Source organism: Sphingomonas sp. SP6 (genome assembly GCF_058313435.1).
Window position 1 is genome coordinate 810,815 of the sequence record NZ_JBZFLG010000001.1, and the last position, 22,864, is coordinate 833,678.

The following is a 22,864-nucleotide window of genomic DNA, read 5'->3' on the forward strand; positions in this document are numbered from 1 at the left end:
CTCCGGGGTTGGGATTGGTGACGGTTTTGAAGGCAACCACTTACGCGCGCGGCCCCCTGATCGTGGGGGCCAGGTCGCTCGGCGCAAGCCTGCTCGGCGCATCCATGCTCGCCGGCGTTCCGGTGCTGGCGCAGGCGTCGTCCGCAACGGCTCCGGCGCCGTCGCCTGCCGCGACCCCGGTTGCCGTTCCGGCGGCCGCGCGCACGATCAAGACCCTGCGCGTCGAGGGTTCGCAGCGGATCGAGCCGGAGACGGTGCTCAGCTATACCAAGCTGCGCGTCGGCGCCGCCTACACCAACGAGACGCTCGATCAGGCGATCAAGGACCTCTATGCGTCCGATCTCTTCGCCGACGTCCAGGTGGCGGGTGCCGAGACCGGCGACATCGTGCTCCGCATCCGCGAGAACCCGATCATCAACCGCGTGATCCTTGAGGGCAACAAGCGCCTCAAGGAGGACAAGATCACCAAGGAGATCAAGCTCAAGCCGCGGCAGATCTTCACCCGCTCCGCCGTCCGCCAGGACGTGGCGCGGATCATCGAGCTTTACCGCCGCCAGGGACGCTTCGCGGCGAGCGTCGATCCCAAGATGGTCGCGCTCGACCAGAACCGCGTCGACGTGGTGTTCGAGATCAGCGAGGGCGCGAAGTCCAAGGTCCGCCAGATCAACATCATCGGCAACCAGATCTACTCCGACGACAAGCTGCGCGAGCAGATGGCCACCAAGCAGGCGCGCTTCTTCCGTCTGCTGTCGGGCAACACGTCCTACGATCAGGACCGGCTCGCCTACGATCAGCAGAAGCTGCGGCAGTTCTACCTAACCGAAGGCTATGCCGATTTCCGCGTGACCTCGGCCGTCGCCGAGCTGACCCCGGACAAGCGCGACTTCATCATCACCTACGTGGTCGAGGAGGGGCCGCGCTACAAGTTCGGCGACGTGACCGTCGACAGCGACATCCGCGACTTCGACGACAAGAAGCTGGCCGCCAACCTCGTCATCAAGAAGGGCGACTGGTACAACGCCAAAGCGGTCGAGGATTCGGTCGAGAGCCTGCAGAGCACGACCGGCCTGTTCGGCTACGCCTTCACCGACGTGAACCCCGAGTTCAACCGCAGCCGCGATACGCTGACGATGGGGATCAACTTCCACATCGGCGAATCGAAGCGGACCTACGTCGAGCGCATCAACGTGACGGGCAACACCCAGACGCAGGACAAGGTGGTCCGCCGCGAGGTGCGCCTGGCCGAGGGCGATGCGTTCAACAGCTTCCAGGTCAAGCGCTCGCAGGACCGGATCAACAGCCTGGGCTATTTCCAGGACAAGTTCGAGATCAAGCAGACGCCGGGCTCGGCGCCCGACCGCGTCGTGCTCGACGCCAACGTCGAGGAGAAGGCGACCGGCCAGCTCCAGCTGTCGGCGGGCTATTCGAGCCTCGAACAGTTCATCATCCAGGCGAACATCACCCAGTCGAACTTCCGCGGCAAGGGCCAGGAAGCACGGTTCGGGGTCAATTACTCGAGCTATTCGAAGTCCATCGAAGCGGGGTTCACCGAGCCGTACCTGTTCGATCGCAACATCGCGGTGGGCATCGACCTGTTCCGGCGCGACTACAATGCGTTCAACTACGTCGGCGACAGCCGCAACACGACCTACAGCCAGACCTCGACCGGCTTCCAGGTCCGCGCCGGCGTGCCGCTCACCGAATATTGGTCGCTCTCCGGCCGCTACGGCCTGTCGTATGACGAGGTCAGCCTCGACCAGAGCTATTTCACCGGCGGCCAGTGCAACGCGCTGCTCGCCGGCCGCTATCTGTGCGATTCGCTCGGCAATCGCTGGACGTCGTCGGTCGGCTATTCGCTGATCTACAACAGCCTCAACAGCAACCTGCGGCCGACCCGCGGCCAGCGGCTCAGCTTCAGCCAGGACTTCGCCGGGCTGGGCGGGGACGTGAAGTATCTGCGCAGCCGGATCGAGGGCGCGAAATACTGGGGTCTCGGCCGATCGGGCTTCGTGGTCTCCGCGGTCGGCGAAGGCGGGTACATCCATCCGCTGGAGGGTTCGCCCGCGCCCGGCGTCGATGCGGTGCGGATCACGGACCGCTTCTATCTGGGCGAGCCGCAGTTCCGCGGCTTCGACATCCGTGGTGTCGGCCCGCGTGTGCAGCGCACCTTCTATTCGGATGCGTCCCCGGCGCAGGTGCTGTTGACCGGCAAGGACCAGGTCGTCGACGATGCGCTCGGCGGCCGCGCTTATTATCTCGGCCGCGTCGAGCTCGAGATCCCGCTGGGCGCGGGTGCGCGCGAGCTCGGGTTGCGCCCGTCGGTCTATGTCCAGGCGGGCAGCCTGTGGAACATCACCCGGCCGAACCCGACGGTCGACATCTGCGGCGCGGGGGAGACGCTCAGCTGCATTCCGCAGCTGACCGACGCGACCACCGGCAGCACCTATTACGGCAACATCCTGACGCAGCAGTTCAACTCCGCGGGGCAGGCGCTGTACACCTACACGACCACCGATCCGACGACGAACACGCCGTCGACGCTCACGACCATCTGCGCGGTCGGAACGCCGGATGCGACCGGGACGTGCATCGGCACCATCCCGAACTCGATCTACACGACCGCGACGACGCCGTTCATCGAGCAGTATCTCGGCAATTCGGCCAAGCCGCGGCTGTCGATCGGCGTCGGCGTCAACTGGAATTCGCCGTTCGGCCCGCTGCGCATCGACGTCGCCAAGGCGCTGCTCAGCCAGAAGGGCGACGACAAGAAGCTCATCACCTTCAACGTAGGGACACAGTTCTGATGACCAAGCATTCTCTCATGGCGCTCGCCGCCGTCGCCTCGGCGGTGACCGCGGGGGCGGCGTTCGCCCAGGCGCTTCCGGACTCGAAGATCGCGGTGGTCGACAGCGACCGCATCTTCCGCGACTGCACCGCCTGCAAGGCGGCGAACACTCAGTTGCAGAGCCAGTCGACCCAGCTGCGCAGCTCGGCCCAGTCGCTGAGCGCGCCGCTCCAGACCGAGGAGCAGTCGCTCCGCACCGCGGTGACCGCCGCCAAGGGCAATCCGGACGCCGCGCTCCAGGCGCGGATCACCGCGTTCGAGACCAAGCGCAATGCCGCCCAGCAGCAGATCGCGACCCAGCAGCAGACGCTGGAGCGCAACGTCGCTTATGTCCGCCAGCAGATCGGCGCCAAGCTCGGCCCGATCATCTCGCAAGTCGCGCAGCAGCGTGGCGCGACGCTCGCGATGGACAAGGGCAGCGTCTTCTACTCGGCGCCGGCGGTCGAGATCACCGATGCGGTGCTCGCCCAGCTCAACACCCAGCTCCCCAGCGTCAGCACTACCGCGCCCGCGCAGGCCGCGCCTGCTGCCCCGGCGACCACCCGGCCGCAGGGTCGCTGAGCGACCCAGTGACCAACACCGAAGGCGAGGGCAGGGGAACGCTGGGCCCGCTGGATATCCAGCGGGTGATGCAGGCGATCCCCCACCGCTATCCGATGCTGCTGGTCGACCGTGTCGAGGAGATCGTCCTCGACCGGTCGATCGTGGCGATCAAGGCGGTGACGATGAACGAGGCGTTCTTCCAGGGGCATTTCCCCGGGCGCCCGATCATGCCCGGGGTGATGATCGTCGAGGCGCTGGCGCAGGCCGCGGGCATCCTCGCGGTCGAGAGCCTCGGCCTCGCGGGCTCGGGCAAGCTCGTCTATTTCATGGCGATCGAGGCCGCGAAGTTCCGCAAGCCGGTCGAGCCCGGCGTTCTGCTGCGGCTCGAGGCCGAGTTCGTCCAGAAGCGGACGACCGTCTGCAAGTTCACGGGCCGGGCGAAGATCGACGGGCAGGTCGCTGCCGAGGCGAGCTTCACCGCGATGATCGCGAGCCCGCCGACGCTCTAGCGATCACTCCCGCCACTTTTGACATTCCAAGGGCGAGGCGCTAGGCGCGCCGCTTCCTTTCGGGCTGGTCGGAAACCAGCCGCCTCCAGGAGCTTGAAGACCCATGAAAGCCGACACGCACCCCGATTATCACATGATCAAGGTCCAGATGACCGACGGCACCGTGTACGAGACCCGCTCCACCTGGGGCAAGGAGGGCGACACGATGACGCTCGAGATCGACCCGCTGGCGCACCCGGCCTGGACCGGCGGCCGCGGGCAGCTGCTCGATCAGGGCGGCCAGGTCGCGCGCTTCAACAAGCGTTTCGGTGGCGGGCTGACGCTCCGCAAGTAACACATCGTTAACCAGCGCGGGTTAGCATTCGGTGATGTTCGCTGCCGAGTTCGAACCTGCTCAGAAGGACGGCCGGCGACGCGCTCCCCGCGCGCCGGTGTCGTTCGACGCCGGGATCGGTCAGGGCGGACTGGGCCGCACCCTGTGCAAGGTCGTCGACCTGTCGATCCACGGCGCGCGGCTGTCGACCTATTCGGCGCTCAAGCGCGGCGCGACGATCTGGCTCAATCTCCCCGAGATCGGCCCCGTCGCCGCCGACGTGATGTGGGCCGACGACTTCACCGCCGGTTGCCAGTTCCGCGAGCCCCTGGATACGGTCGCGTTCGAGAAGCTGGCGACCCGCTGAGAGGCTTGGCGGACAGGGTGGGATTCGAACCCACGGTGAGCTTCCGCCCACGGCGGTTTTCAAGACCGCTGCCTTAAACCACTCGGCCACCTGTCCGGCCCGGCTGCGACTAGCCGCTGCGCCATTTTGTGCAAGTCGCGGGATGATCGCGGCTTCCGCGAACGGCGGGGCTGTGTCACATCGGTCCGCATGTGGGGGCGTAAAACAGTCGGTCGCGGTCTTCGCCTTGGGCTTGCAGCGGCGGCGTGCCTGGCACTCCAGCCGCCGGCGCAGGCGCAGGACGAGGCCGGGTTCCAGGCCTATCTTCCGCAGCTCCGCGCCCAGGCGCTCGCGCAGGGCGTGAGCCGCGCGACCGCCGACGCGGTGTTCCCGACGCTCACCTACAACCAGCGCGTCGTCGATCTCGACCGCCAGCAGCCTGGCGCGAACCCCAACGCCGCCCCCTCGCTGTTCGCGCCTTACCGCGCGGCGCACGTCGACGCCGCACGCATCTCGCGGGGGCGCACGACCTATCTCGCCAACCGTGCGCGGCTCGCCCGGATCGAGGCGGAGACCGGCGTTCCCGAGTCGGTGATGGTCGCGATCTGGGGACACGAGACCAATTACGGATCGTACACCGGCAATTTCGATCTCCTCCGCAGCTTGGCCACGCTCGCCTACGAAGGGCGGCGACGCGATCTGTTCGCGGGCGAGTTCATCGCCGGGCTCAAGATGCTCGACCGCGGCGTACCGCGCGATCGGTTGAAGGGCAGCTGGGCGGGCGCGACCGGCAACCCGCAGTTCCTGCCGTCGATCTACCTGCGGCTCGCGCGCGATGCCGACGGGGACGGCCGCGCCGACATCTGGGGCAGCTCGGCCGACACGCTCGCCTCGATCGGCGCTTACTTCGCGGACGCGGGCTGGCGGCGCGGCCAGCCCTGGGGATTTGCGGTGAGCGTTCCCGCCGGGTTCGACCGCTCGCGCGTCCAGAACCGCCTGGTCAGCCCGCGCTGCCCGCGCGTGTTCCAGCGCCACAGCGCGTGGCGGACCATGGCGGAGTGGCGCGCGATGGGGATCGTGCCGCAGGACCGCGCCTGGCCGGCGGACGGCGTCCAGGCGACCTTGTTCGAGGCCGACGGCCCTGGGCAGACCGCCTATCTCCTGACCGGGAACTACCGGGTTATCCTCGACTATAATTGCTCGAACTACTATGCGCTCTCAGTGGGGCTGCTGGCCGATGCCGTCGAGCGCTAGCCTGCTGCTTCTGCTCGCGGCGGCCGCCGGATCGCCCCAGGTCGCGGATGGCGGAGCGCCGATCGCCCGCGAGCTCACGCGCCAGTCCACGCCGCTGCCCCCGGGCGTCCCGGCGAGCGACGGACCCAGCGGGACCGCCGGCGTCGGCGTCCAGGCCTATGACGCTGTAGGATTTGCGACCTCGTCCGACGAACTCGCGGGCGACCGGGCGGCGACCGCCTTGCACCGCACGCTCCCGATCGGCAGCATCGCGGAGGTGACCGCACTCGACACCGGCCGGACGATCCTCGTGCGCATCGCCGGTCGCGGTCCCGGTGACGCGCGCTACGAGATCGACCTGACCCGCGGCGCGGCGGCGCTGCTCGGCGCCGGCCGCGGCGCGACCCCGGTCCGCGTCCGTGCGGTGACGGCGTCGGCGGCCGACGCCTCGGCGCTGGCGCGGGGCGAGGCCGCATCGGCTCGGATGGATGCGCCGCCCGCGCTGCTCGCGGCGTTGCGCCGGCAGCTGCCCGCGTCGGCCGGTGCGGCGACGGGCAGACAGAAGCCCGCGGCGGTGCCGACGGTCTTGTCGTCACGGGGAGCGCCTTACCCCCGCCCCACGCACGAGGCGGTCACTCCGCCGCGGCCACGCCCTCCCGCACCCGTTCCTCCACCGGTTCCGGCTGCGGCCGGACGCTACGTCGTCCAGATCGCTGCCTTCTCGACACAGGTTCGCGCCGCCGCGCTCGCGCGCTCGCTCGGCGGTTCGATCCAGCCCGCCGGGGCGCTGTGGCGCGTCCGCCTCGGGCCGTTTCGCGATCTCGCATCGGCGCAGCGGGCGCGTGACGACGCCCATCGTCGCGGCTATGCGGGCGCGCAGATCATCCCGACCTCCTGATTTCGGACCCGTTCTCATGCGTAAGCTCGCCCTTCTCGCCGTCCCGCTGCTGTTCGGGTCGCTCACCGCCGCCGCCCCGGTGTTCGACACGCCGGCGCCGGTCGCGTTCATGGAGGACCTGTCCTCCGGCGCGGTCCTGTTCGCGCGCGACGCCGATCGCCGGATGCCGCCGGCGTCGATGGCGAAGATGATGACGGTCTATGTCGCGTTCGACATGATCAAGCGCGGCGAGTTGAAGCTCGACCAGCAGTTCGACGTCCGGCCGGAGACGTGGGCGAAATGGCACGGCCCCGCCGCCGGTTCGACGATGTTCCTGTCGTCGGGCGAGCGGGTGAGCGTCGCCAACCTGCTCTACGGGATCGTCACGCTTTCGGGCAACGATGCCTGCGTGGTGCTGGCCGAGGGGATCTCCGGAACCGAGCCCGCCTTCGTAGATCGGATGAACGAGGCGGCGAAGAAGATCGGTCTCGCCAACAGCCATTTCGGCACCTCCAACGGCTGGCCCGACAACGGGGTCACCTACGTCACGGCGCGCGATCTGGCGAAGCTCGCCGCGGCGACGATCGAGGACCACCCGAAGCTCTACAAGCAATTCTACTCGCGTCGCGACTTCACCTGGGGGAAGACGCTGGGCAGCGGCGCGGACATCACCCAGGCCAATCGCGATCCGCTGCTCGGGCGCGTCGCCGGCGCCGATGGACTGAAGACCGGCCATACGGACGAGGCCGGCTACGGCTTCACCGGCTCGGCCGAGCAGGGCGGGCGGCGGCTGGTGATGGTATTGGCGGGACTGACCAGCTTCGGGCAGCGCGCCTCCGAATCGGTTCGCTTCATGGATTGGGGTTTCCGCGCCTGGCAGGCCAAGCCGCTGGTCAAGTCGGGGCGCAAGGTCGCGGATGCCGACGTCCAGCTCGGCAGCGCCTCGACCGTCGGCCTTGTCGCTCCCAAGGATCTGACCGTCGCGCTGCCCTCGGGCGCGGTGCCGCAGCTCGCGGGCAAGGTCGTCTATCAGGGGCCGATCAAGGCGCCGATCAAGGCCGGGCAGCATGTCGCCGATCTGGTGATCACGTCGCCGGGCCTTCCCGAGCAGACCCTGCCGCTGGTCGCGGACAAGGATGTGGGCGAGGCCGGCTTCTTCGGCCGTGCCTGGGCGGGGCTGACCGGGCTGTTCGGATGAGCTTTGCCGGCCGCTTCGTCACGCTTGAGGGCGGCGAGGGAGCGGGCAAGTCGACCCAGGCCCGCGCGCTCGCCGCCGCACTGGAGACGCGAGGGCTGCGCGTGGTCGTCACCCGCGAGCCCGGCGGCAGCGAGGGGGCGGAGGCGATCCGGACATTGCTGCTCTCGGGCGAGACCGCCCGCTGGAGCCCCCGCAGCGAAGCGTTGTTGTTCGCCGCGGCCCGCGCGGACCATGTCGAGCGCGTGATCGCGCCCGCTCTCGCCAAGGATGCGTGGGTGATCTGCGATCGCTTCGTCGATTCCACCCGCGCCTATCAGGGCGGAGCCGAGGGGATCGACGACGCCGCGATCCTGTCACTCCACGCCTTCGGCTCGGCCGGGCTGATGCCCGATCGCACTTTCGTCCTCCAAGTCCCCGTCGCAGAAGGCGAACGTCGAGCGAGCCTGCGCGACGCCGAGATGGCGGATCGCTTCGCCCGACGCGGCGCCGCATTCCACGAGCGGGTCGGCGAAGCGTTCGCCGCCATCGCCGCACGCGAGCCCGGGCGGGTCCGGCTGGTCGACGGGGCGCGCGCCGCCGAAGCGATCACCGCCGATCTCCTCGCCGCGCTTCATGACTGGCTGCCATGACGCCGCTGGGTAACGCCGTCGCCCATGCCGCGTTTCGCGCCGCGATGTCGGGCGGGTCGCTTCACCATGCCTGGCTGTTCGCCGGACCGGAGGGAGTCGGCAAGGCGAGCTTCGCCCGCCTTGTCGCCGCGCGCCTGCTCGCCGAGGCGGCGGGCGAGCGCGGTGTCGGGGACTTCGACCTGGCCGAAGGCAGCCGAACCGCCGCGTTGCTCGGCTCTGGCGCGCACCCCGACTTTCGCCTGCTCACCCGGCTGCCCAACGAGAAGAAGGACGGCGAGCTCGCGCGGTCGATCCCGATCGCGCAGGTCCGCGCGCTGGGCCCACTGTTCGCGACGACGCCGTCGCTCAGTCCTCGCCGCGTCGTCCTGATCGACAGCATCGACGACGTCGAGCGCCCCGGGGCGTCCAACGCCTTGCTCAAGACGCTGGAGGAGCCGCCGGCGGGAACGATCTTCCTGCTGGTCAGCCATGCGCCGGGGCGGCTGCTCCCCACGATCCGTTCGCGCTGCCGCACGCTGCGGTTCGAGCCGCTGGCCGATGCCGACATGACGTCCGCGCTCCGCGAGGCGCAACCCGAGGCGACCGCCGACGAGATCGCCGCGCTGGTCCGGGCGGGGGAGGGATCGCCGGGTCGCGCGCTTCGCTATGCGGGACTCGATCTCGGCGGGATCGACGCCGCGCTCCGCTCGGTGATGGCGCAGGGGGATGCGGACAACCGACAGCGCCTTCGCCTCTCGCGCGAACTGTCGCTCAAGGCCGCGCAGCCGCGTTACGAGGCGTTCCTGGACCATGCGCCGACGCTGATCGCGGAAGGCGCGCGGGCGCGCCACGGCGAAGACCTCTCGCGTGCGCTCGACGCTTATGCCGAGGCGCGGGAACTGGCCCGCGCCGCCCGCGTCAATTCGCTGGTGCCCGCCGATACCGTGTTCGAGATGACCGGGCTGATCGCACGGCTTGCGGGTAGAGGGTAACGCGCTTTAGGGCGGCAGATATGGCCGAGCCCTTCTACATCACCACCGCGATCAGTTATCCCAACGGCCGCCCGCACATCGGCCATGCGTACGAGGCGATCGCCGCCGACGCGATCGCGCGGTTCCAGCGCCAGGCGGGACGCGATGTCCGCTTTCAGACGGGTACCGACGAACACGGGCTCAAGATGGTCCAGACGGCCCGCGACCGCGGCGTCGACGTGCGTGCGCTCGCCGACGAGATGTCCGGTCATTTCAGGCAGATGTGCGATGCTTTGAACGTCTCCTACGATCGCTTCATCCGCACGACCGACGCCGATCACCACGCCGCCAGCCAATCTTTGTGGCAGGCCATGGCGGACCGCGGGGACCTGTATCTGGACCGCTACGAAGGTTGGTATTCGGTCCGGGACGAGGCCTTCTACGACGAGGCCGAACTGGTCGACGTGGAGGGGGGGAAGCGCTCGCCGCAGGGGACCCCGGTCGAGTGGACCGCCGAGGAGACGTGGTTCTTCCGCTTGTCGAACTACCAGCAGCCTTTGCTCGACCTATACCGCGACAATCCCGATTTCATCCGTCCCGAGACCCGGCGCAACGAGGTGATGCGCTTCGTCGAGGGTGGGCTCAGTGACCTTTCGGTGTCGCGCACCAGCTTCGACTGGGGGGTGCCGGTGCCCGGCAGTCCGGGCCATGTCATGTACGTCTGGGTCGACGCGCTGACCAATTATCTGACGGGCGCAGGCTACCCGGGCGACATGCGATATTGGCCTGCGGACGTGCACCTGATCGGCAAGGACATCGTCCGCTTCCACGCGGTCTACTGGCCCGCCTTCCTCATGTCCGCCGGAATCGCGCTCCCCAAATCGGTGTTCGGGCACGGCTTCCTGCTTCACCGCGGCGAGAAGATGTCGAAGTCGATCGGCAATGTGGTGGATCCGATCGCGCTCGGCGAGGCGTTCGGGGTCGACGCGCTCCGCTATTTCCTGCTCCGGGAAGTGAGCTTCGGCAGCGACGGCAGCTATTCCGCGGAGGCGATCGTCACCCGCGTCAATGCCGAACTCGCCAACGCCTTCGGCAATCTCGCGCAGCGGACCTTGTCCTTCATCGCCAAGACCCTGGACGGGGTTCTTCCGGAACCCGGCCGCGCCGAGGACGCCGACGCGGTGCTGATCGAGGAGGTCGTCGTCGCTTGCGCCGGGCTGCGGAGCGCCTTCGAGGATCTGATGCTCAGCCAAGGCGTCGAGGCGTGGCTGCGCGGGGTCACCGCCTGCAACCAATATATCGACGCGCAGGCGCCCTGGTCGCTCCGCAAGACCGATCCCGAGCGGATGCACGCCGTCCTCCGCACGCTCGTCCGCGCGATCCGGATGCTGGCGATCGCGATCCTGCCGGTGGTGCCGGAAGCGGCCGGCAAGGTTCTCGATCAGCTCGGTGCGGACGAGCGCGATCACGCCGCGATCGACGACGACGGGTGGTATGATCGCCAGGCCGGGAGCGGCTTCCGCATCGTCGCCCCGACCGGCGCCTTCCCGCGGCTCGATCTGCCGGTGGAGGCCGCCTGATGCTCGCCGACAGTCATTGCCACCTCAATTACAAGGGGTTGGTCGAGGAACAGCAGGCGGTGCTCGAACGCGCCCGCGCCCGCGGGGTGACGGCGATGCTCAACATCGCCACCCGCGAAAGCGAGTGGGACGACGTGCTCGCAACCGCCGAACGCGAGGCTGACGTCTGGGCGACCGTTGGCATCCATCCGCACGAGGCGGATGGGCACCCGCACGTCGACACCGCCAGGCTGGTCCAACGCGCCCGCCATCCGCGCGTCGTCGGGATCGGCGAGAGCGGCCTCGATTACCATTACGATCATTCGGACCGCGCACGACAGGCCGCGAGCTTCCGCGCGCACATCGCCGCCGCGCGCGAGGCCGGCGTTCCGCTCGTCGTCCACACCCGCGACGCCGAGGCGGACACGATCGCGATCATGGACGAGGAGCTGGGGAAGGGGGCCTATGCCGCAGTCCTTCACTGCTTCACCGGCTCGCGCGCACTCGCGGAATGGGGGCTCAGCCGCGGCTTCTTCGTGTCGATTTCCGGAATCGTCACGTTCAAGAGCGCCCGCGACCTTCAGGACACCGCGCGCGACATCCCGCTGGAGCAGCTGCTGGTCGAGACCGACGCGCCGTTCCTCGCGCCGGTGCCGCACCGCGGCAAGCCCGGCGAACCCGCCTTCGTCGCCGACACCGCCGCCTTCCTCGCCGATCTGCGCGGCGACGACCGACTGCATTTTCAGGAGGTGACGGCCGGCAACTTCCACCGTCTCTTTGCAAAGACGCTGGGATGAAGGTCCGGATCCTCGGATCGGGCACGTCGTCCGGCGTGCCCCGCATCGGCAACGATTGGGGAGACTGCGACCCCGCCGACCCGCGCAACCGCCGCACCCGCGCCTCGCTTCTGGTCGAGCACGGCGGTGTCCGCGTCCTCGTCGATACCGGCCCCGACATGCGCGAACAACTGCTGGCGGCCGACGTCGGTGTGGTCGACGCGATCATCTGGACCCACGACCACGCCGACCACACGATGGGGATCGACGACGTGCGGCAGATCTTTCATGCCCGCGGCAGTCCTGTTCCCGGTTACGCGCGCCCGGAAACGCTCGCGATCCTCGACCAGCGGTTCGGCTATGTCTTCCACGGTCGCGGAGGCTATCCGCCGACGATCACGGCCGCGCCGCTGCCCGGCGCGCTGACGATCGGGAGCATCGCTATCCGCGTCGTCGATCAGCCGCACGGCCGCATCACGTCCGCCGGGCTGCGCTTCGAGGCGGGCGGCATGTCGATCGGCTATGCGACCGATTTCAACGTCATGACCGACGACATGCGCGCGCTCTACGCCGGCCTCGACGTCTGGATCGTCGACGCGCTGCGCCGACGCCCGCACCCGTCGCACGCCACGCTCGACGAGGTGCTGGGCTGGCGCAGCCAACTCGCACCGGGCAGGACCGCGCTGATCCACATGGATCAATCGATGGATTACCGCAGTCTGTGCGCCGAACTGCCCCCGGGAGTCGAACCCGGCTGGGACGGTCTCGAGTTCATGTCGTGAACGGCGGCGCGGCGGACGCGGCCTTCTACGCGCTGGCGCTGATGCTGCCGCTGTCGGCGCTGCTCGCCCGCCGCATCCCGTTCGGCCAGACGATGAAGATGGCGCTGGCGTGGGCGGCGATCTTCGGGTTCGGCCTGATTCTGGTCGGCCAGCGTGAGCGATTGCGCCCGTTGTGGGAGGGAGCGGTCCAGACCTTGGTCGGCGACGATCAGCAGCTGGTCGGCGACACTGTCCGCATCGCGGTAGCACCGGACGGTCATTATTACGCGAGCGCCCGGATCAACGGCACCGCCCGGCGGATGCTGATCGACAGCGGCGCGACCGTGACCGCTCTGTCGGAGGCTACGGCGCAAGCCGCCGGGGTCGAGGTCGATCGCTCGGGTTTCGGCGAGATGATCCAGACCGCCAATGGGACGATCGTCGCCAACCGGGGTCGTATCAGGGAGCTGCGGGTCGGCGGCATCGTCGCGCACGACCTCGCGGTGACCGTGTCGCCCGAACTCGGCGATACCGATCTGATCGGCATGAACTTCCTGGCGCAGCTCGCGTCGTGGCGGGTCGAGGGAAGGACCTTGGTTCTCCAACCTCCCAAATCCGCTTTGTAGTTTACATAATATATATTATCGAGATTAGATATGCCCGAGACGAAGGCCTCTCTCGACCGCTTGCTGGCAATCATGCGCCGCCTCCGCGATCCGGAGCACGGCTGTGAGTGGGACGTGGCGCAGACCTTTGCGACGATCGTGCCGTACACGATCGAGGAAGCGTACGAGGTCGCCGATGCCGTCGCGCGGGACGACATGGCGGACCTGAAGGACGAGCTCGGCGATCTGCTCCTCCAAGTGGTCTTCCATGCGCGGATCGCTGAAGAAGCCGGCGCCTTCGCGTTCGACGACGTCGCGACCGCGATCGCCGACAAGATGGAGCGCCGCCACCCGCATATCTTCGGCGACGCGCAGAATGGTGGGCATCACCTCTGGGAGCAGATCAAGGCCGAGGAGCGCGCAACGAAGGAGGATCCAAGCGCGCTCGCCGGCGTCGCCCTCGGCCTCCCCGCGCTGACCCGTGCCGAGAAGCTCGGCAAACGCGCCGCCCGCGTCGGCTTCGACTGGCCCGACGCCGAGGGTCCGCGCGCCAAGATCGACGAGGAACTGGCGGAAATCGAAAGGGCAACGACGCCGGCAGACGTCGAGGACGAGATCGGCGACCTGCTCTTCTCGGTCGCCAACTACGCCCGCCACCGCGGCGTCGATCCCGAAGCGGCGCTGCGCGGAGCGAACGCGAAGTTCGAGCGGCGGTTCAGGGCGATGGAGCAGTCGACGGATTTCGCATCGCGCGATCTCGACGCCAAGGAGGCTCTGTGGCGGTCAGTGAAGCAGAGCGACGAGCCGGCCGACTAGGCCACGCCGAACCGGCTTAGGATCTGTCCGACCGGAAACCCCTTCGCCCCCTCACGCATGTCGCCGCGCGCCAGTGCCTTCGCGGCAACCGACAGCCCGCCCAGCGCTGCGGTATAAAGCGTCGCGCCCAGGCTCACGCGCTTCACCCTCGCCTCCGCCAAGACGTGGAGCGGCAGCGCTGTGCTCGCGAGCACGTTGACCGGCTTGGGCGCGACCGCGCGCACGACCGTCCGCACCTGCTCGATCGTCGCCAGTCCCGGCGCGTACAGCACATCCGCACCGACCTCGGCAAAGGCGACCAGCCGTCGCACCACCTCGTCCATGTCGTCGAAGACGTGGAGCAGCAGGTCGGTCCGCCCGGTCAGCAGGATCCGCCCCTTCGCCGCGTCCGCCGCCGCCCGCACCCGCGCGACCGCATGATCGAAGCCGTGGATCGGATCGCCCGCATCGGCGGTAGTATCCTCGATCCCCAGCCCGGCGAGCTCGCCCGCGATCGCCGCCGCGACGGTATCGGCGCAGTCCGCCGGATCGGGGCCGAACCCGTCCTCGAGATCGCCGTTGACCGGCAGCCCGCTGACCGCGCCCAGCAGCCGCGCATTCGCCACCGCAGCCTCGCGCGAGACCGCACGCATCCCGTCGTTCCGCCCCAGCGCCCAGGCGATCGCCGCCGACGAACTCCCCAGCGCCTGAAACCCGGCCTCGGTCAGCAGCGCCGCCGATCCGCCGTCCCACGCATTGGGCATGACGAAGGGTCCCTCACCCTCGTGCAACAGCTTGAACCGGGCATAGGCTTCGGACTGGGCCATCACGACTCTCCCTTCGCGATGTACCCTTTTCGTTCCCGGCTTGGATCGAGTCAAGCGTCGATTACCGCCCCGCGAACCGCTCGTAATCTGCCGGCGACAGCCGTACCTCATACACCGCCTCGTCCCCCGATACCTCCTGCGCCAGCACCTCGCCGTGCTGGTGGAGCCACGCCGCGCCCGCTCCGTCGCCGGCGTCGAGGGTGATCGTGTAGCGGATATGCGCTGAGGTCAGCTGGTCCGAGACGACCCGGATCAGTTCGTCCATCCCTTCCCCGCTGAGCGCCGAGATCGCGACCACGTCGCCGCGGTGCGTCGCCTCGCCGATCAGTTCCTCGCGCTCGTCGAGGTCGAGCAGGTCGAGCTTGTTCCACGCCTCGATCACCGGCGTCCCCTCGGCCACCCCGATCTCGGCGAGCACGCCCTCGACATCGGCCTTCTGCGCCAACGTGTCGGGATGCGCGACGTCGCGGACGTGGATCAGCAGGTCCGCCGACACGACCTCCTCCAGCGTCGCCTTGAACGCCGCGACCAGTTGGGTCGGCAGCTCGGACACGAAGCCGACCGTGTCGGACAGGATCGCCTTGTCGATCCCCGGGAGGCTGAGCTGCCGCAGCGTCGGATCGAGCGTCGCGAACAGCAGATTCTCCGCCATGACGTCACTGCCCGTCAGGCGGTTGAACAGCGTCGACTTGCCGGCATTGGTGTAGCCGACCAGCGCGATCACCGGCCAGGGCGCGCGCTGGCGGCGCTCACGGTGCAGACCGCGGGTACGGGTCACGCTTTCCAGCTCGCGCTTCAAGCGCGCCATCCGGTCGCGGATCAACCGTCGGTCGGCCTCGATCTGGGTCTCGCCGGGGCCGCCCAGGAAGCCGAAGCCGCCGCGCTGGCGCTCGAGGTGGGTCCAGCTCCGCACCAGCCGGCCGGCCTGGTAGTCGAGGTGCGCCAGCTCGACCTGGAGGCGCCCTTCCGCGGTCGCCGCGCGCTCACCGAAGATCTCGAGGATCAGTCCGGTCCGGTCGAGCACCTTGGCGCCCAGTCCCGTCTCCAGATTGCGCTGCTGGATGGGGGTGAGCGTCGCGTCGAACACGAACAGCTCGGCGTCCTCCATCCGTCCGGTGGCGGCGAGCGCCTCGACCTGGCCGCTGCCGATCAGCGTCGCCGCGCGCGGCGCACGGACGCGCAGCGCCTCGCGCCCGACCACGTCGACGCCGATCGCAGCCGCGAGGCCGGCGGTCTCCGCCAGGCGCGCCGAGGGATCGCGCGACGAGGCGCCGAGCTCGGGATAGACCACAATCGCCTTCGCGCCGCGCGCGAACTCGTCCCGATCCCTCTCGAAACCGCCGCCGGAGCTCGGGATGCTCAATCCTCCTCCTCGCCGCTCTGCTCTTCGGCGAGGTTGAGCGGACGCGCCGGCTGGATGGTCGACACGGCATGCTTGTACACCAGCTGCGCCATGCCGTCGCGCAGCAGCAGCATGCAGAACAGGTCGAACGCGACGATATGGCCCTGGAGCATCACCCCGTTGACCAGGAACATCGTCACGCTGTCGTCGGACTTTCGCACGGCGTTCAGGAACACGTCCTGGAGCATCGGCTGCTTCTTGGGCGCCTCGGGCGGGATCGCGTTCGAGATCGCGGCGAGGTCGATCGGACCCGCCGGCATGATCGTCGAGATCGCGTGCTTGTAGATCAACTGGCTCTGACCGTCGCGGCGCAGCAGCACCGAGAAATTGTCGAACCAGGTGACGATCCCCTGCAGCTTGACGCCCTTGACCAGGAACATCGTCACCGGGGTCTTGGTCTTGCGAAGCGAGTTGAGGAAGACGTCCTGCAGCGAAGCCTGCTTCTCGGCCATCATGCGTGTCCTTGGTCTTGGCGGCGCGTGGGCCGCATCTGCGCCGTTCCCCGGCGTCGGAGGCGACCGTCGTCGCCGCCCAGATTTAGGAAGCGTCCGGCCCCGCGTCCACCCTCACTCGTCCCGGGTGTCGGTGATCCCCAGCAGCTTGAGCTTCCGGTGCAGCGCCGATCGCTCCATTCCGATGAAGCTGGCCGTCCGGCTGATGTTGCCGGAGAAGCGGCGGATCTGGACGCGCAAATACTCGCGCTCGAACGTCTCGCGCGCCTCGCGCAGCGGCGCGCCCATGATGGCGGTCGCACCCGGTCCCATCTCCTGGTCGCCCAAGACCTCGGGCGGGAGCAGATCGAGGTCGATCCGGGCGATCCGGTCGCCCGGCGTCATGATCACCGTGCGCTCGACGACGTTCCTCAGCTGACGGACGTTGCCCGGCCAATCGTAGGACTGCAGCGCCACCATCGCATCCGCGGCGACCTCGGGAGTCCGGACCCGACGTTCGGCCGCGTAATGGGCCACGAAATGCTCGACGAGCGCCGGGATGTCCTCCCGCCGCTCGGCGAGGGCGGGGATCGGAACCGGCACCACGTTCAGCCGGTAATAAAGGTCTTCGCGGAAGCGTGCTTCGGCGATCTCCTCCTTCAGGTCGCGCGAGGTCGCGGAGACCACGCGGACGTCGACCTTGACGATCCGGGTGCCGCCCACGCGCGTGAAGCTCTGGTCGGTCAGCACGCGCAGGATCCGCGCCTGGGTCGCGATCGGCATGTCGGCGATCTCGTCGAGGAACAACGTGCCGCCATGCGCCTGTTCGAGCAGCCCGGTGCGGACGAGGTCCCCGCCCTCCTCCACCCCGAACAGCTCCTCCTCCATGCGGTCGGGGGTCATCCGCGCCGCGCTGACGACCACGAACGATCCGCCGCTGCGCTGGCTCCAGCCGTGGAGCAGGCGCGCGGCGACCTCCTTGCCGACCCCCGCGGGCCCGGTGATCAGCACGCGGCTGCCGGTCGCGGCGACGCGCTTCAGAGTCGCGCGCACGCCGTTGATCGAAGCCGAAGCGCCCGTGAGGTCGTCGTTTCGGCCGACCGACGCGCGCAGCGACTCGACTTCCTGGCGCAACCGTTCGGTCTCGGTCGCACGCTCGACCTGGAGGAGCAGCCGCTCGGCCTGGAACGGCTTCTCGATGAAGTCGGCGGCACCCTTGCGGATTGCGGCGACCGCGGTGTCGAGGCTACCGTGACCGGAGATCACCAGGACCGGGATCGAGGTGTCCCGGCGTTTGATCTCGTCGAGCAGTTCGAGCCCGTCGAGCCGCGAACCTTGGAGCCAGACGTCGAGCAGCACCAGGCTCGGCCGCCGGACCGCGATCGCTTCCAGGGCGGCGTCGCTGTCCGCAGCGGTGCGGGTGCCGTAGCCCTCGTCTTCGAGGACGCCCGCGACGAGCTCGCGGATGTCGGCCTCGTCGTCAACGATCAGGATGTCGAGCGCCATCAGCCACGGGTCCGGGTTAGCGCGGCGAGCGGCTCGCCGGCGAGGGGTTCGTTCGCGTCGTTGTCCGCCTCGAGCGCGGACAGCAGGGTCGTGTCGAACGTCATGGTGACGGCCGTCCCGCCGCCGTCGCGGTCGGAGAAGGCGATCGCGCCGGCATGGTCCTCGACGATCTTCTTGACGATCGCGAGCCCAAGGCCGGTGCCGCGTGCTCGCGTCGTCATATAGGGTTCGGCGATCCGGTGGCGTTCGACGGGCAGTCCGACACCGTCGTCCTCGACCCGGATCGTCACCGTGCCCGGCGCCTCGGCGAGCGTCATGATCACCGCTCCACGCCCGTCCCCGCCCTTGCCCTCGATCGCCTCGACCGCATTCTTGACGATGTTGGTCAGCGCCTGGCCGATCTGGCGGCGGTCGCAGACCAGCGTCGGCCCGGGCTCGTCGTTGACCAGGGTGAAGGCGATCGTCGGGTGCGCGACCTCGTGGAGGAACAACGCCTGACGGGCGAGGTCCACCACCGTCTCCTCGCGGAACACCGGCTTGGGCATCCGGGCGAACGAGGAGAACTCGTCCACGATCCGCCTCAGGTCGCCGACCTGCCGCACGATCGTTCCGGTCAGCTGCTCGAACACGGTGTCGCCCTCGCCCACCTTCGCGCCGTAGCGGCGTTGCAGGCGCTCGGCGGCGAGCTGGATCGGGGTGAGCGGATTCTTGATCTCGTGGGCGATCCGCCGCGCGACGTCGGACCAGGCGGCGCGTCGCTGATCGAGCAGTTGCTGGGTGATGTCGTCGAAGGTGAGGATCGGCCCGGTTCCGTCGCGGGTGATCCGGACCGCCAGCGTACGCTCCTCCCCTCCCGCCACGACCTGGACGATCGCCTCGCGCGTGCTGCCGTCCAGCAGCGTCTCCAGTTCGGGCGACAGCTCGCGCAGCCGCCGCCCGATCGGCGAGGCGTCGAGCGCGAGCAGTCGTTCCGCCGAGCTGTTGATCAGCCGCACGGTACGGTCTTCGGCGATCGAGATGACGCCGGCGGACACCCCCGACATCACCGCCTCGATCAGCGCGCGCCGGCTCTCGGCTTGCGCGTTGGCGGAGACGAGCGCCTGATTCCCCTCCTGAAGTTGCGAGGTCATCCGGTTGAAGGCATTGGACAAGGTGCCGAGTTCGTCGCGTTCCTTGGTCTGCGTCACCCGGGCCGAAAGGTCGCCCCGCTCCACCCGCCGCGCCGCATCGACGAGTTCGCCGACCGGCCGCACCAGCAAGTCGGCGACGGTCAGGGCGATCCAGACGGCGACGCCGACGATCAGCAACGACACCAGCAGCAGCGCCGCATTGAACTTCAGCTGAAGGCTGCGCGCCTGGTTCAACAGCGCGCGATAGTCCTTCTGCGCCGCCACCGCCCGTTCGGTCTGACCGACGATCTGCTCGGGGTTGGGCACCACCCGCGCCGCGTAGAGGAACAGCTGATCGGACCCTGGAATGCGGGTGAAGGTCTGGATTCGGTTTCCCGTCACCACCACCACGCTGCGCTGGTCGCCCCTGAGCTTCGCGATTGAAGCCGGGGTGATCAGACGCTGGAAATCCGCCTCATACGGGTTGATGATCGCGATCGTCTGGATGCCGCTGGTCGGCGACACCGCGAACAGCGCGCCCTCCGACAGGCTGCGGTAATAGACCTGCCGGACGAAATAGTCGGCGAATGCCGGACTCTCGAGATAGCCCTCGAGCGATTTGCGCGCGACCGGGGAGCCCGAGATCTCTGCGGCGAGGTCCCCCGCCATTGTCACGGTCGCCTCCTCCCACCGCTGCAGGATCGCCTGGTAGGATTGCTGGGTCAGCACGGTCGCGTTCTCGAAAACCGACCGCGCGCGGTCGCCGTACCAGAACTGCACGCCGTACTGGAACAGCAGCGACGCGAAGATCGTGACCAGCAGCACGGGCACCGCCGCGACCGTCGAGAACAGCGCGACCAGGCGGACGTGCAGCCGCCCCTCCCCGCCCAACGGCGACAGCGCGGCGCGGCGGCGGGCGATCCGCCGTCCGAGCAGCATCATCAGCGCGATGCCGCACAGCAGGTTGGCGACGAGCAGCGATGCGACGAGGGGCGGCGCGAGCAGGCGCTGCGGCTGATGCTGGCCGGCGACGACGAGATAGCTGGCGACCGCCACCGCAGCCGCGAGCGCCACCACCGCGATCTCGACGATCGGCGTGACGGTGAAGCGTCTGACGTCGGCTTCGGCGTGGAGAGCGGCGCCTCCGTTCATTCGGCGACGCGCTTACACCCTAACTGTTGCATGGAAAACACAGAATTGTCGCGGCAGGGCGCAGATCCTGCAACACGTCGTGCCAATCCCTCATCCCGCCGGGTCGATCCCCAGCAGGTCGAGCCGCTTTCGCAGCGTGTTGCGGTTGAGACCCACCGCCTTGGCGGCCCGCAGCTGATTGCCGCCATGCCGTCGCAGCATCGCGGCGATCAGCGGTCGCTCGACCTCGGCGATGATCCGCTCGTACAAGGTGCCGTCCTCCAGCGCGCGCGGCTCCTCGCGCGCGAACCGCTCGATCCGCGCTCGCACCGCCGCGTCGATCGCGACATCGCTGGTGGACGGCGGCGCGCTCGCCTCGCCCAGCGCGCCGCGCACCTCGGCCGCGCCGATCCAGGCATCTCGTGAGAGCGCCGCGAGCCGCCGCATCGCATTCTCCAGCTCGCGGACGTTGCCGGGCCACTCATGCGCCTCGAGTTGGTCGACCGCATCGTCGTCGAGTGTCTTGCGCGGGAGCCCCTCGGCCGCCGCGCGCTCGAGGAAATGCCGTGCGAGCATCGCGATGTCCCCCCGGCGCTCGCGCAGGGCCGGGAGCGTGATCGGAACCACGTTCAGCCGATAGAACAGGTCTTCGCGGAACTCGCCCGACGCCACCGCCTGCCCCAGGTCGCGGTTCGTCGCGGCGACGATCCGCACGTCCGCGCGGATGGTCCGCGCCCCGCCGACGGTCGTGAACTCGCCCGACTGAAGGACACGGAGCAGCCGTGTCTGCGCCTCGATCGGCATGTCCCCGATCTCGTCCAGGAACAGCGTGCCCCCGGCGGCCTGCTCGAACCGGCCCGAGGTGCGCGCCTGCGCTCCGGTGAACGCGCCGCGCTCGTGGCCGAACAGCTCGGCCTCGATCAGATCGCGCGGGATCGCCGCCATGTTGATCGCGACGAACGGGGCCGCGCGGCGGCGCCCGAGATCGTGGATCGCGCGCGCGACCAGCTCCTTCCCCGTCCCCGATTCGCCCGACACGAGCACTGTGAGGTCGTTCGAGACGACCCGCGCGATCACCCGGTACACCTCCTGCATCGCGGGCGAGCGCCCGATGAGCGGCAGCTGCGGCTCCTCCTCTTCGGCAGGCCCGGCGCGGCCTCCGCCCCGACCCGCCAGTGCGGCACGGACTGCGGCGGTCAGCGCATCGAGGTCGAACGGCTTGGGGAGATATTCGTACGTTCCCGCCTCCGCCGCGCGCACCGCGGTCGCCAGCGTATTACGCGCCGAGAGGACGAGGATCGGCAGCCCGGGATGCGTCGTCGCCAGGCCTGCCGCCGCGTCCAGCCCGTCGCCGTCGGGGAGGACGACGTCGGTGATGAGCACGTCGGGCGTCGCCGCCGCCAGCTCGCGCCGCATTTCGGCCAGCGTGGCCGCCGCGCGCACCGCATAGCCGGCGCGCCGGAGCGCCTGCGCCACCACCGTCCGGATCGCGGCGTCGTCGTCGACGAGCAGGATGTCGGCGCTCATGCCGCTCTCGGCAACAGGATGCGGAACACCGTCTGATGGGGGGACCCTTCGCGCGAATATTGGACGATTCCCCCCATCCCGCGCACCAATTTGTCGACCAGCGCCAACCCCAGCCCCTTCCCCTCCGGCCGGCTCGACACGAACGGATCGAACAGGTGTTCGGCGATGTCCTCCGGCGCGCCGGGGCCGCTGTCGAGCACGCAGATCTCGATCGGCAAGGGGCGGAGCGGCCGGCCCGGCGCGCTCACCGACATGCCGTGGCGATAGGCGGTCGCGAGCGTGATCCGCCGCTCGCCCCGCGAGCCGAGCGCGGCCGCGGCGTTCTTGAGCAGGTTGAGCAGCACCTGGAGAAGTGCGTCGCGGTTCCCCAGCGCCGCGGGCAGCGAGGGATCGAAGCGTTCCTCCCAGTGGATGTCGCGCGCGAACCCGGCGCGCGCGAGGTCGCGGGCGTGCGCCAGCAGCGGGTAGATGTTGAGGGGTTCGACCTCCAACGGGCGGGTGTCGGTGAAATCCTCCATCCGGTCGATCAGCGAGGCGATCCGGTCGACCTCCGAGGTGATGAGCCGGGTGAGCTCGCCGGGGGACGCGCCGTCCTCGATGAGTTGCGCCGCGCCGCGGATGCCCGACAGCGGGTTCTTGATCTCGTGCGCCAGCATCGCCGCCGCGCCGACCGCCGACCGCGCCGCCGACGCGCGCTCCGCGGTCTTCCCCATCCGCCGCGACGGCGCGGTGCTGCGCAGCGCGACCGTGCGCCAGCCTGGGTGGTCAGGGATCGCCGAATCGACGTAGTCCACGCGGATGCGGCCGCCGCGCGGCGCTTCGATCTCGGTGTCGAAGGCGGCGAACACCCGGCTGTCGCGGCGGTCTGCGGGCACCGCTGCGATCGCGTCATAGGGTTGGCCGACCAGCGCCCGCTCCGAAAGGTTCAGCAGCGACTCGCATTCGGCGTTCGCCTGCGCGATGCGGCGGTCGGGATCGATCACCATGACCGC

Annotated in this window: 21 protein-coding genes, 1 tRNA gene and 1 pseudogene; 15 read left to right on the forward strand and 8 right to left on the reverse strand. The window is 69.1% G+C overall.

What is annotated here, in order from left to right; translation table 11 throughout:
* Window positions 1-104: 104 nt before the first annotated feature.
* From bamA to AC4GYY_RS04005, 5 genes are all read left to right on the forward strand, one after another.
* The gene (gene bamA, locus AC4GYY_RS03985; protein ID WP_491119290.1) at window positions 105-2,804 is read left to right on the forward strand and encodes an outer membrane protein assembly factor BamA; all 2,700 of its coding nucleotides are present in this window, start codon (window positions 105-107) and stop codon (window positions 2,802-2,804) included.
* Entirely contained in the window at window positions 2,804-3,406 is a 603-nt protein-coding gene (locus AC4GYY_RS03990; RefSeq protein WP_491118929.1) for an OmpH/Skp family outer membrane protein, read from the forward strand. Before bamA ends, AC4GYY_RS03990 begins: the two co-directional genes overlap by 1 nt.
* Window positions 3,407-3,414: 8 nt before the next feature.
* Window positions 3,415-3,897 carry a 3-hydroxyacyl-ACP dehydratase FabZ gene (gene fabZ / locus AC4GYY_RS03995; RefSeq protein WP_491118930.1) on the forward strand — a complete coding sequence of 161 codons (483 nt, stop codon included), beginning with the start codon at window positions 3,415-3,417 and terminating at the stop codon, window positions 3,895-3,897.
* Window positions 3,898-4,000: 103 nt separating this feature from the next.
* Complete coding sequence (rpmE, locus tag AC4GYY_RS04000) at window positions 4,001-4,231, forward strand: 50S ribosomal protein L31 (protein ID WP_491118931.1); 231 nt, start codon at window positions 4,001-4,003, stop codon at window positions 4,229-4,231.
* Between the two features lie 34 nt (window positions 4,232-4,265).
* Entirely contained in the window at window positions 4,266-4,577 is a 312-nt protein-coding gene (locus tag AC4GYY_RS04005; RefSeq protein WP_491118932.1) for a PilZ domain-containing protein, read from the forward strand.
* Window positions 4,578-4,583: 6 nt separating this feature from the next.
* Here AC4GYY_RS04005 and AC4GYY_RS04010 read toward each other — a convergent pair.
* Window positions 4,584-4,673, reverse strand: a tRNA-Ser gene (locus tag AC4GYY_RS04010).
* Window positions 4,674-4,766: 93 nt separating this feature from the next.
* On the opposite strand from AC4GYY_RS04010, the gene AC4GYY_RS04015 reads away from it, so the two are divergent.
* The 10 genes from AC4GYY_RS04015 to mazG are packed head-to-tail and all read left to right on the forward strand — an operon-like array spanning window position 4,767 to window position 13,960.
* Window positions 4,767-5,810 carry a lytic murein transglycosylase gene (locus tag AC4GYY_RS04015; protein ID WP_491118933.1) on the forward strand — a complete coding sequence of 348 codons (1,044 nt, stop codon included), beginning with the start codon at window positions 4,767-4,769 and terminating at the stop codon, window positions 5,808-5,810.
* Window positions 5,794-6,687 (forward strand): SPOR domain-containing protein, encoded by an 894-nt coding sequence (locus tag AC4GYY_RS04020; protein ID WP_491118934.1) that lies wholly within the window; start codon window positions 5,794-5,796, stop codon window positions 6,685-6,687. The genes AC4GYY_RS04015 and AC4GYY_RS04020 overlap by 17 nt, the downstream gene beginning before the upstream one ends.
* Before the next feature lie 16 nt (window positions 6,688-6,703).
* Window positions 6,704-7,864: a D-alanyl-D-alanine carboxypeptidase family protein gene (locus AC4GYY_RS04025; RefSeq protein ID WP_491118935.1), complete on the forward strand. Its 1,161-nt coding sequence runs from the start codon at window positions 6,704-6,706 to the stop codon at window positions 7,862-7,864.
* Window positions 7,861-8,493, forward strand: coding sequence for a dTMP kinase (gene tmk / locus AC4GYY_RS04030; protein ID WP_491118936.1), 633 nt, complete (start codon window positions 7,861-7,863; stop codon window positions 8,491-8,493). The genes AC4GYY_RS04025 and tmk overlap by 4 nt, the downstream gene beginning before the upstream one ends.
* Window positions 8,490-9,464, forward strand: a complete 975-nt coding sequence (locus tag AC4GYY_RS04035; protein WP_491118937.1) for a DNA polymerase III delta subunit-related protein — start codon at window positions 8,490-8,492, stop codon at window positions 9,462-9,464. Before tmk ends, AC4GYY_RS04035 begins: the two co-directional genes overlap by 4 nt.
* Window positions 9,465-9,484: 20 nt before the next feature.
* Window positions 9,485-11,023: a methionine--tRNA ligase gene (gene metG / locus AC4GYY_RS04040; protein ID WP_491118938.1), complete on the forward strand. Its 1,539-nt coding sequence runs from the start codon at window positions 9,485-9,487 to the stop codon at window positions 11,021-11,023.
* Window positions 11,023-11,799, forward strand: a complete 777-nt coding sequence (locus tag AC4GYY_RS04045) for a TatD family hydrolase (protein ID WP_491118939.1) — start codon at window positions 11,023-11,025, stop codon at window positions 11,797-11,799. The genes metG and AC4GYY_RS04045 overlap by 1 nt, the downstream gene beginning before the upstream one ends.
* Complete coding sequence (locus AC4GYY_RS04050) at window positions 11,796-12,560, forward strand: MBL fold metallo-hydrolase (protein WP_491118940.1); 765 nt, start codon at window positions 11,796-11,798, stop codon at window positions 12,558-12,560. The genes AC4GYY_RS04045 and AC4GYY_RS04050 overlap by 4 nt, the downstream gene beginning before the upstream one ends.
* Complete coding sequence (locus AC4GYY_RS04055) at window positions 12,557-13,165, forward strand: retropepsin-like aspartic protease family protein (RefSeq protein ID WP_491118941.1); 609 nt, start codon at window positions 12,557-12,559, stop codon at window positions 13,163-13,165. Before AC4GYY_RS04050 ends, AC4GYY_RS04055 begins: the two co-directional genes overlap by 4 nt.
* Before the next feature lie 30 nt (window positions 13,166-13,195).
* On the forward strand, window positions 13,196-13,960 hold the full coding sequence (gene mazG / locus AC4GYY_RS04060) for a nucleoside triphosphate pyrophosphohydrolase (protein ID WP_491118942.1): 765 nt from the start codon (window positions 13,196-13,198) through the stop codon (window positions 13,958-13,960).
* Here the strand turns inward: mazG and AC4GYY_RS04065 are convergent.
* From AC4GYY_RS04065 to AC4GYY_RS04095, 7 genes and pseudogenes are all read right to left on the reverse strand, one after another.
* Entirely contained in the window at window positions 13,957-14,766 is an 810-nt protein-coding gene (locus AC4GYY_RS04065; RefSeq protein ID WP_491118943.1) for an isocitrate lyase/PEP mutase family protein, read from the reverse strand. The genes mazG and AC4GYY_RS04065 overlap by 4 nt on opposite strands.
* A gap of 61 nt (window positions 14,767-14,827) precedes the next feature.
* On the reverse strand, window positions 14,828-16,129 hold the full coding sequence (gene hflX, locus AC4GYY_RS04070) for a GTPase HflX (RefSeq protein ID WP_491118944.1): 1,302 nt from the start codon (window positions 16,127-16,129) through the stop codon (window positions 14,828-14,830).
* Window positions 16,126-16,689 (reverse strand): annotated as a pseudogene (gene hfq, locus AC4GYY_RS04075) (RNA chaperone Hfq); the annotation flags it as partial. The gene hflX and the pseudogene hfq, both read right to left, overlap by 4 nt.
* Window positions 16,690-16,734: 45 nt before the next feature.
* Window positions 16,735-18,105, reverse strand: a complete 1,371-nt coding sequence (ntrX, locus tag AC4GYY_RS04080) for a nitrogen assimilation response regulator NtrX (protein ID WP_491118945.1) — start codon at window positions 18,103-18,105, stop codon at window positions 16,735-16,737.
* On the reverse strand, window positions 18,105-20,366 hold the full coding sequence (locus AC4GYY_RS04085) for a sensor histidine kinase (protein ID WP_491118946.1): 2,262 nt from the start codon (window positions 20,364-20,366) through the stop codon (window positions 18,105-18,107). The genes ntrX and AC4GYY_RS04085 overlap by 1 nt, the downstream gene beginning before the upstream one ends.
* A 90-nt stretch (window positions 20,367-20,456) precedes the next feature.
* Window positions 20,457-21,872 (reverse strand): nitrogen regulation protein NR(I), encoded by a 1,416-nt coding sequence (ntrC, locus tag AC4GYY_RS04090; protein WP_491118947.1) that lies wholly within the window; start codon window positions 21,870-21,872, stop codon window positions 20,457-20,459.
* The gene (locus AC4GYY_RS04095) at window positions 21,869-22,858 is read right to left on the reverse strand and encodes a two-component system sensor histidine kinase NtrB (protein ID WP_491119291.1); all 990 of its coding nucleotides are present in this window, start codon (window positions 22,856-22,858) and stop codon (window positions 21,869-21,871) included. Before AC4GYY_RS04095 ends, ntrC begins: the two co-directional genes overlap by 4 nt.
* Between the last annotated feature and the right edge of the window lie 6 nt (window positions 22,859-22,864).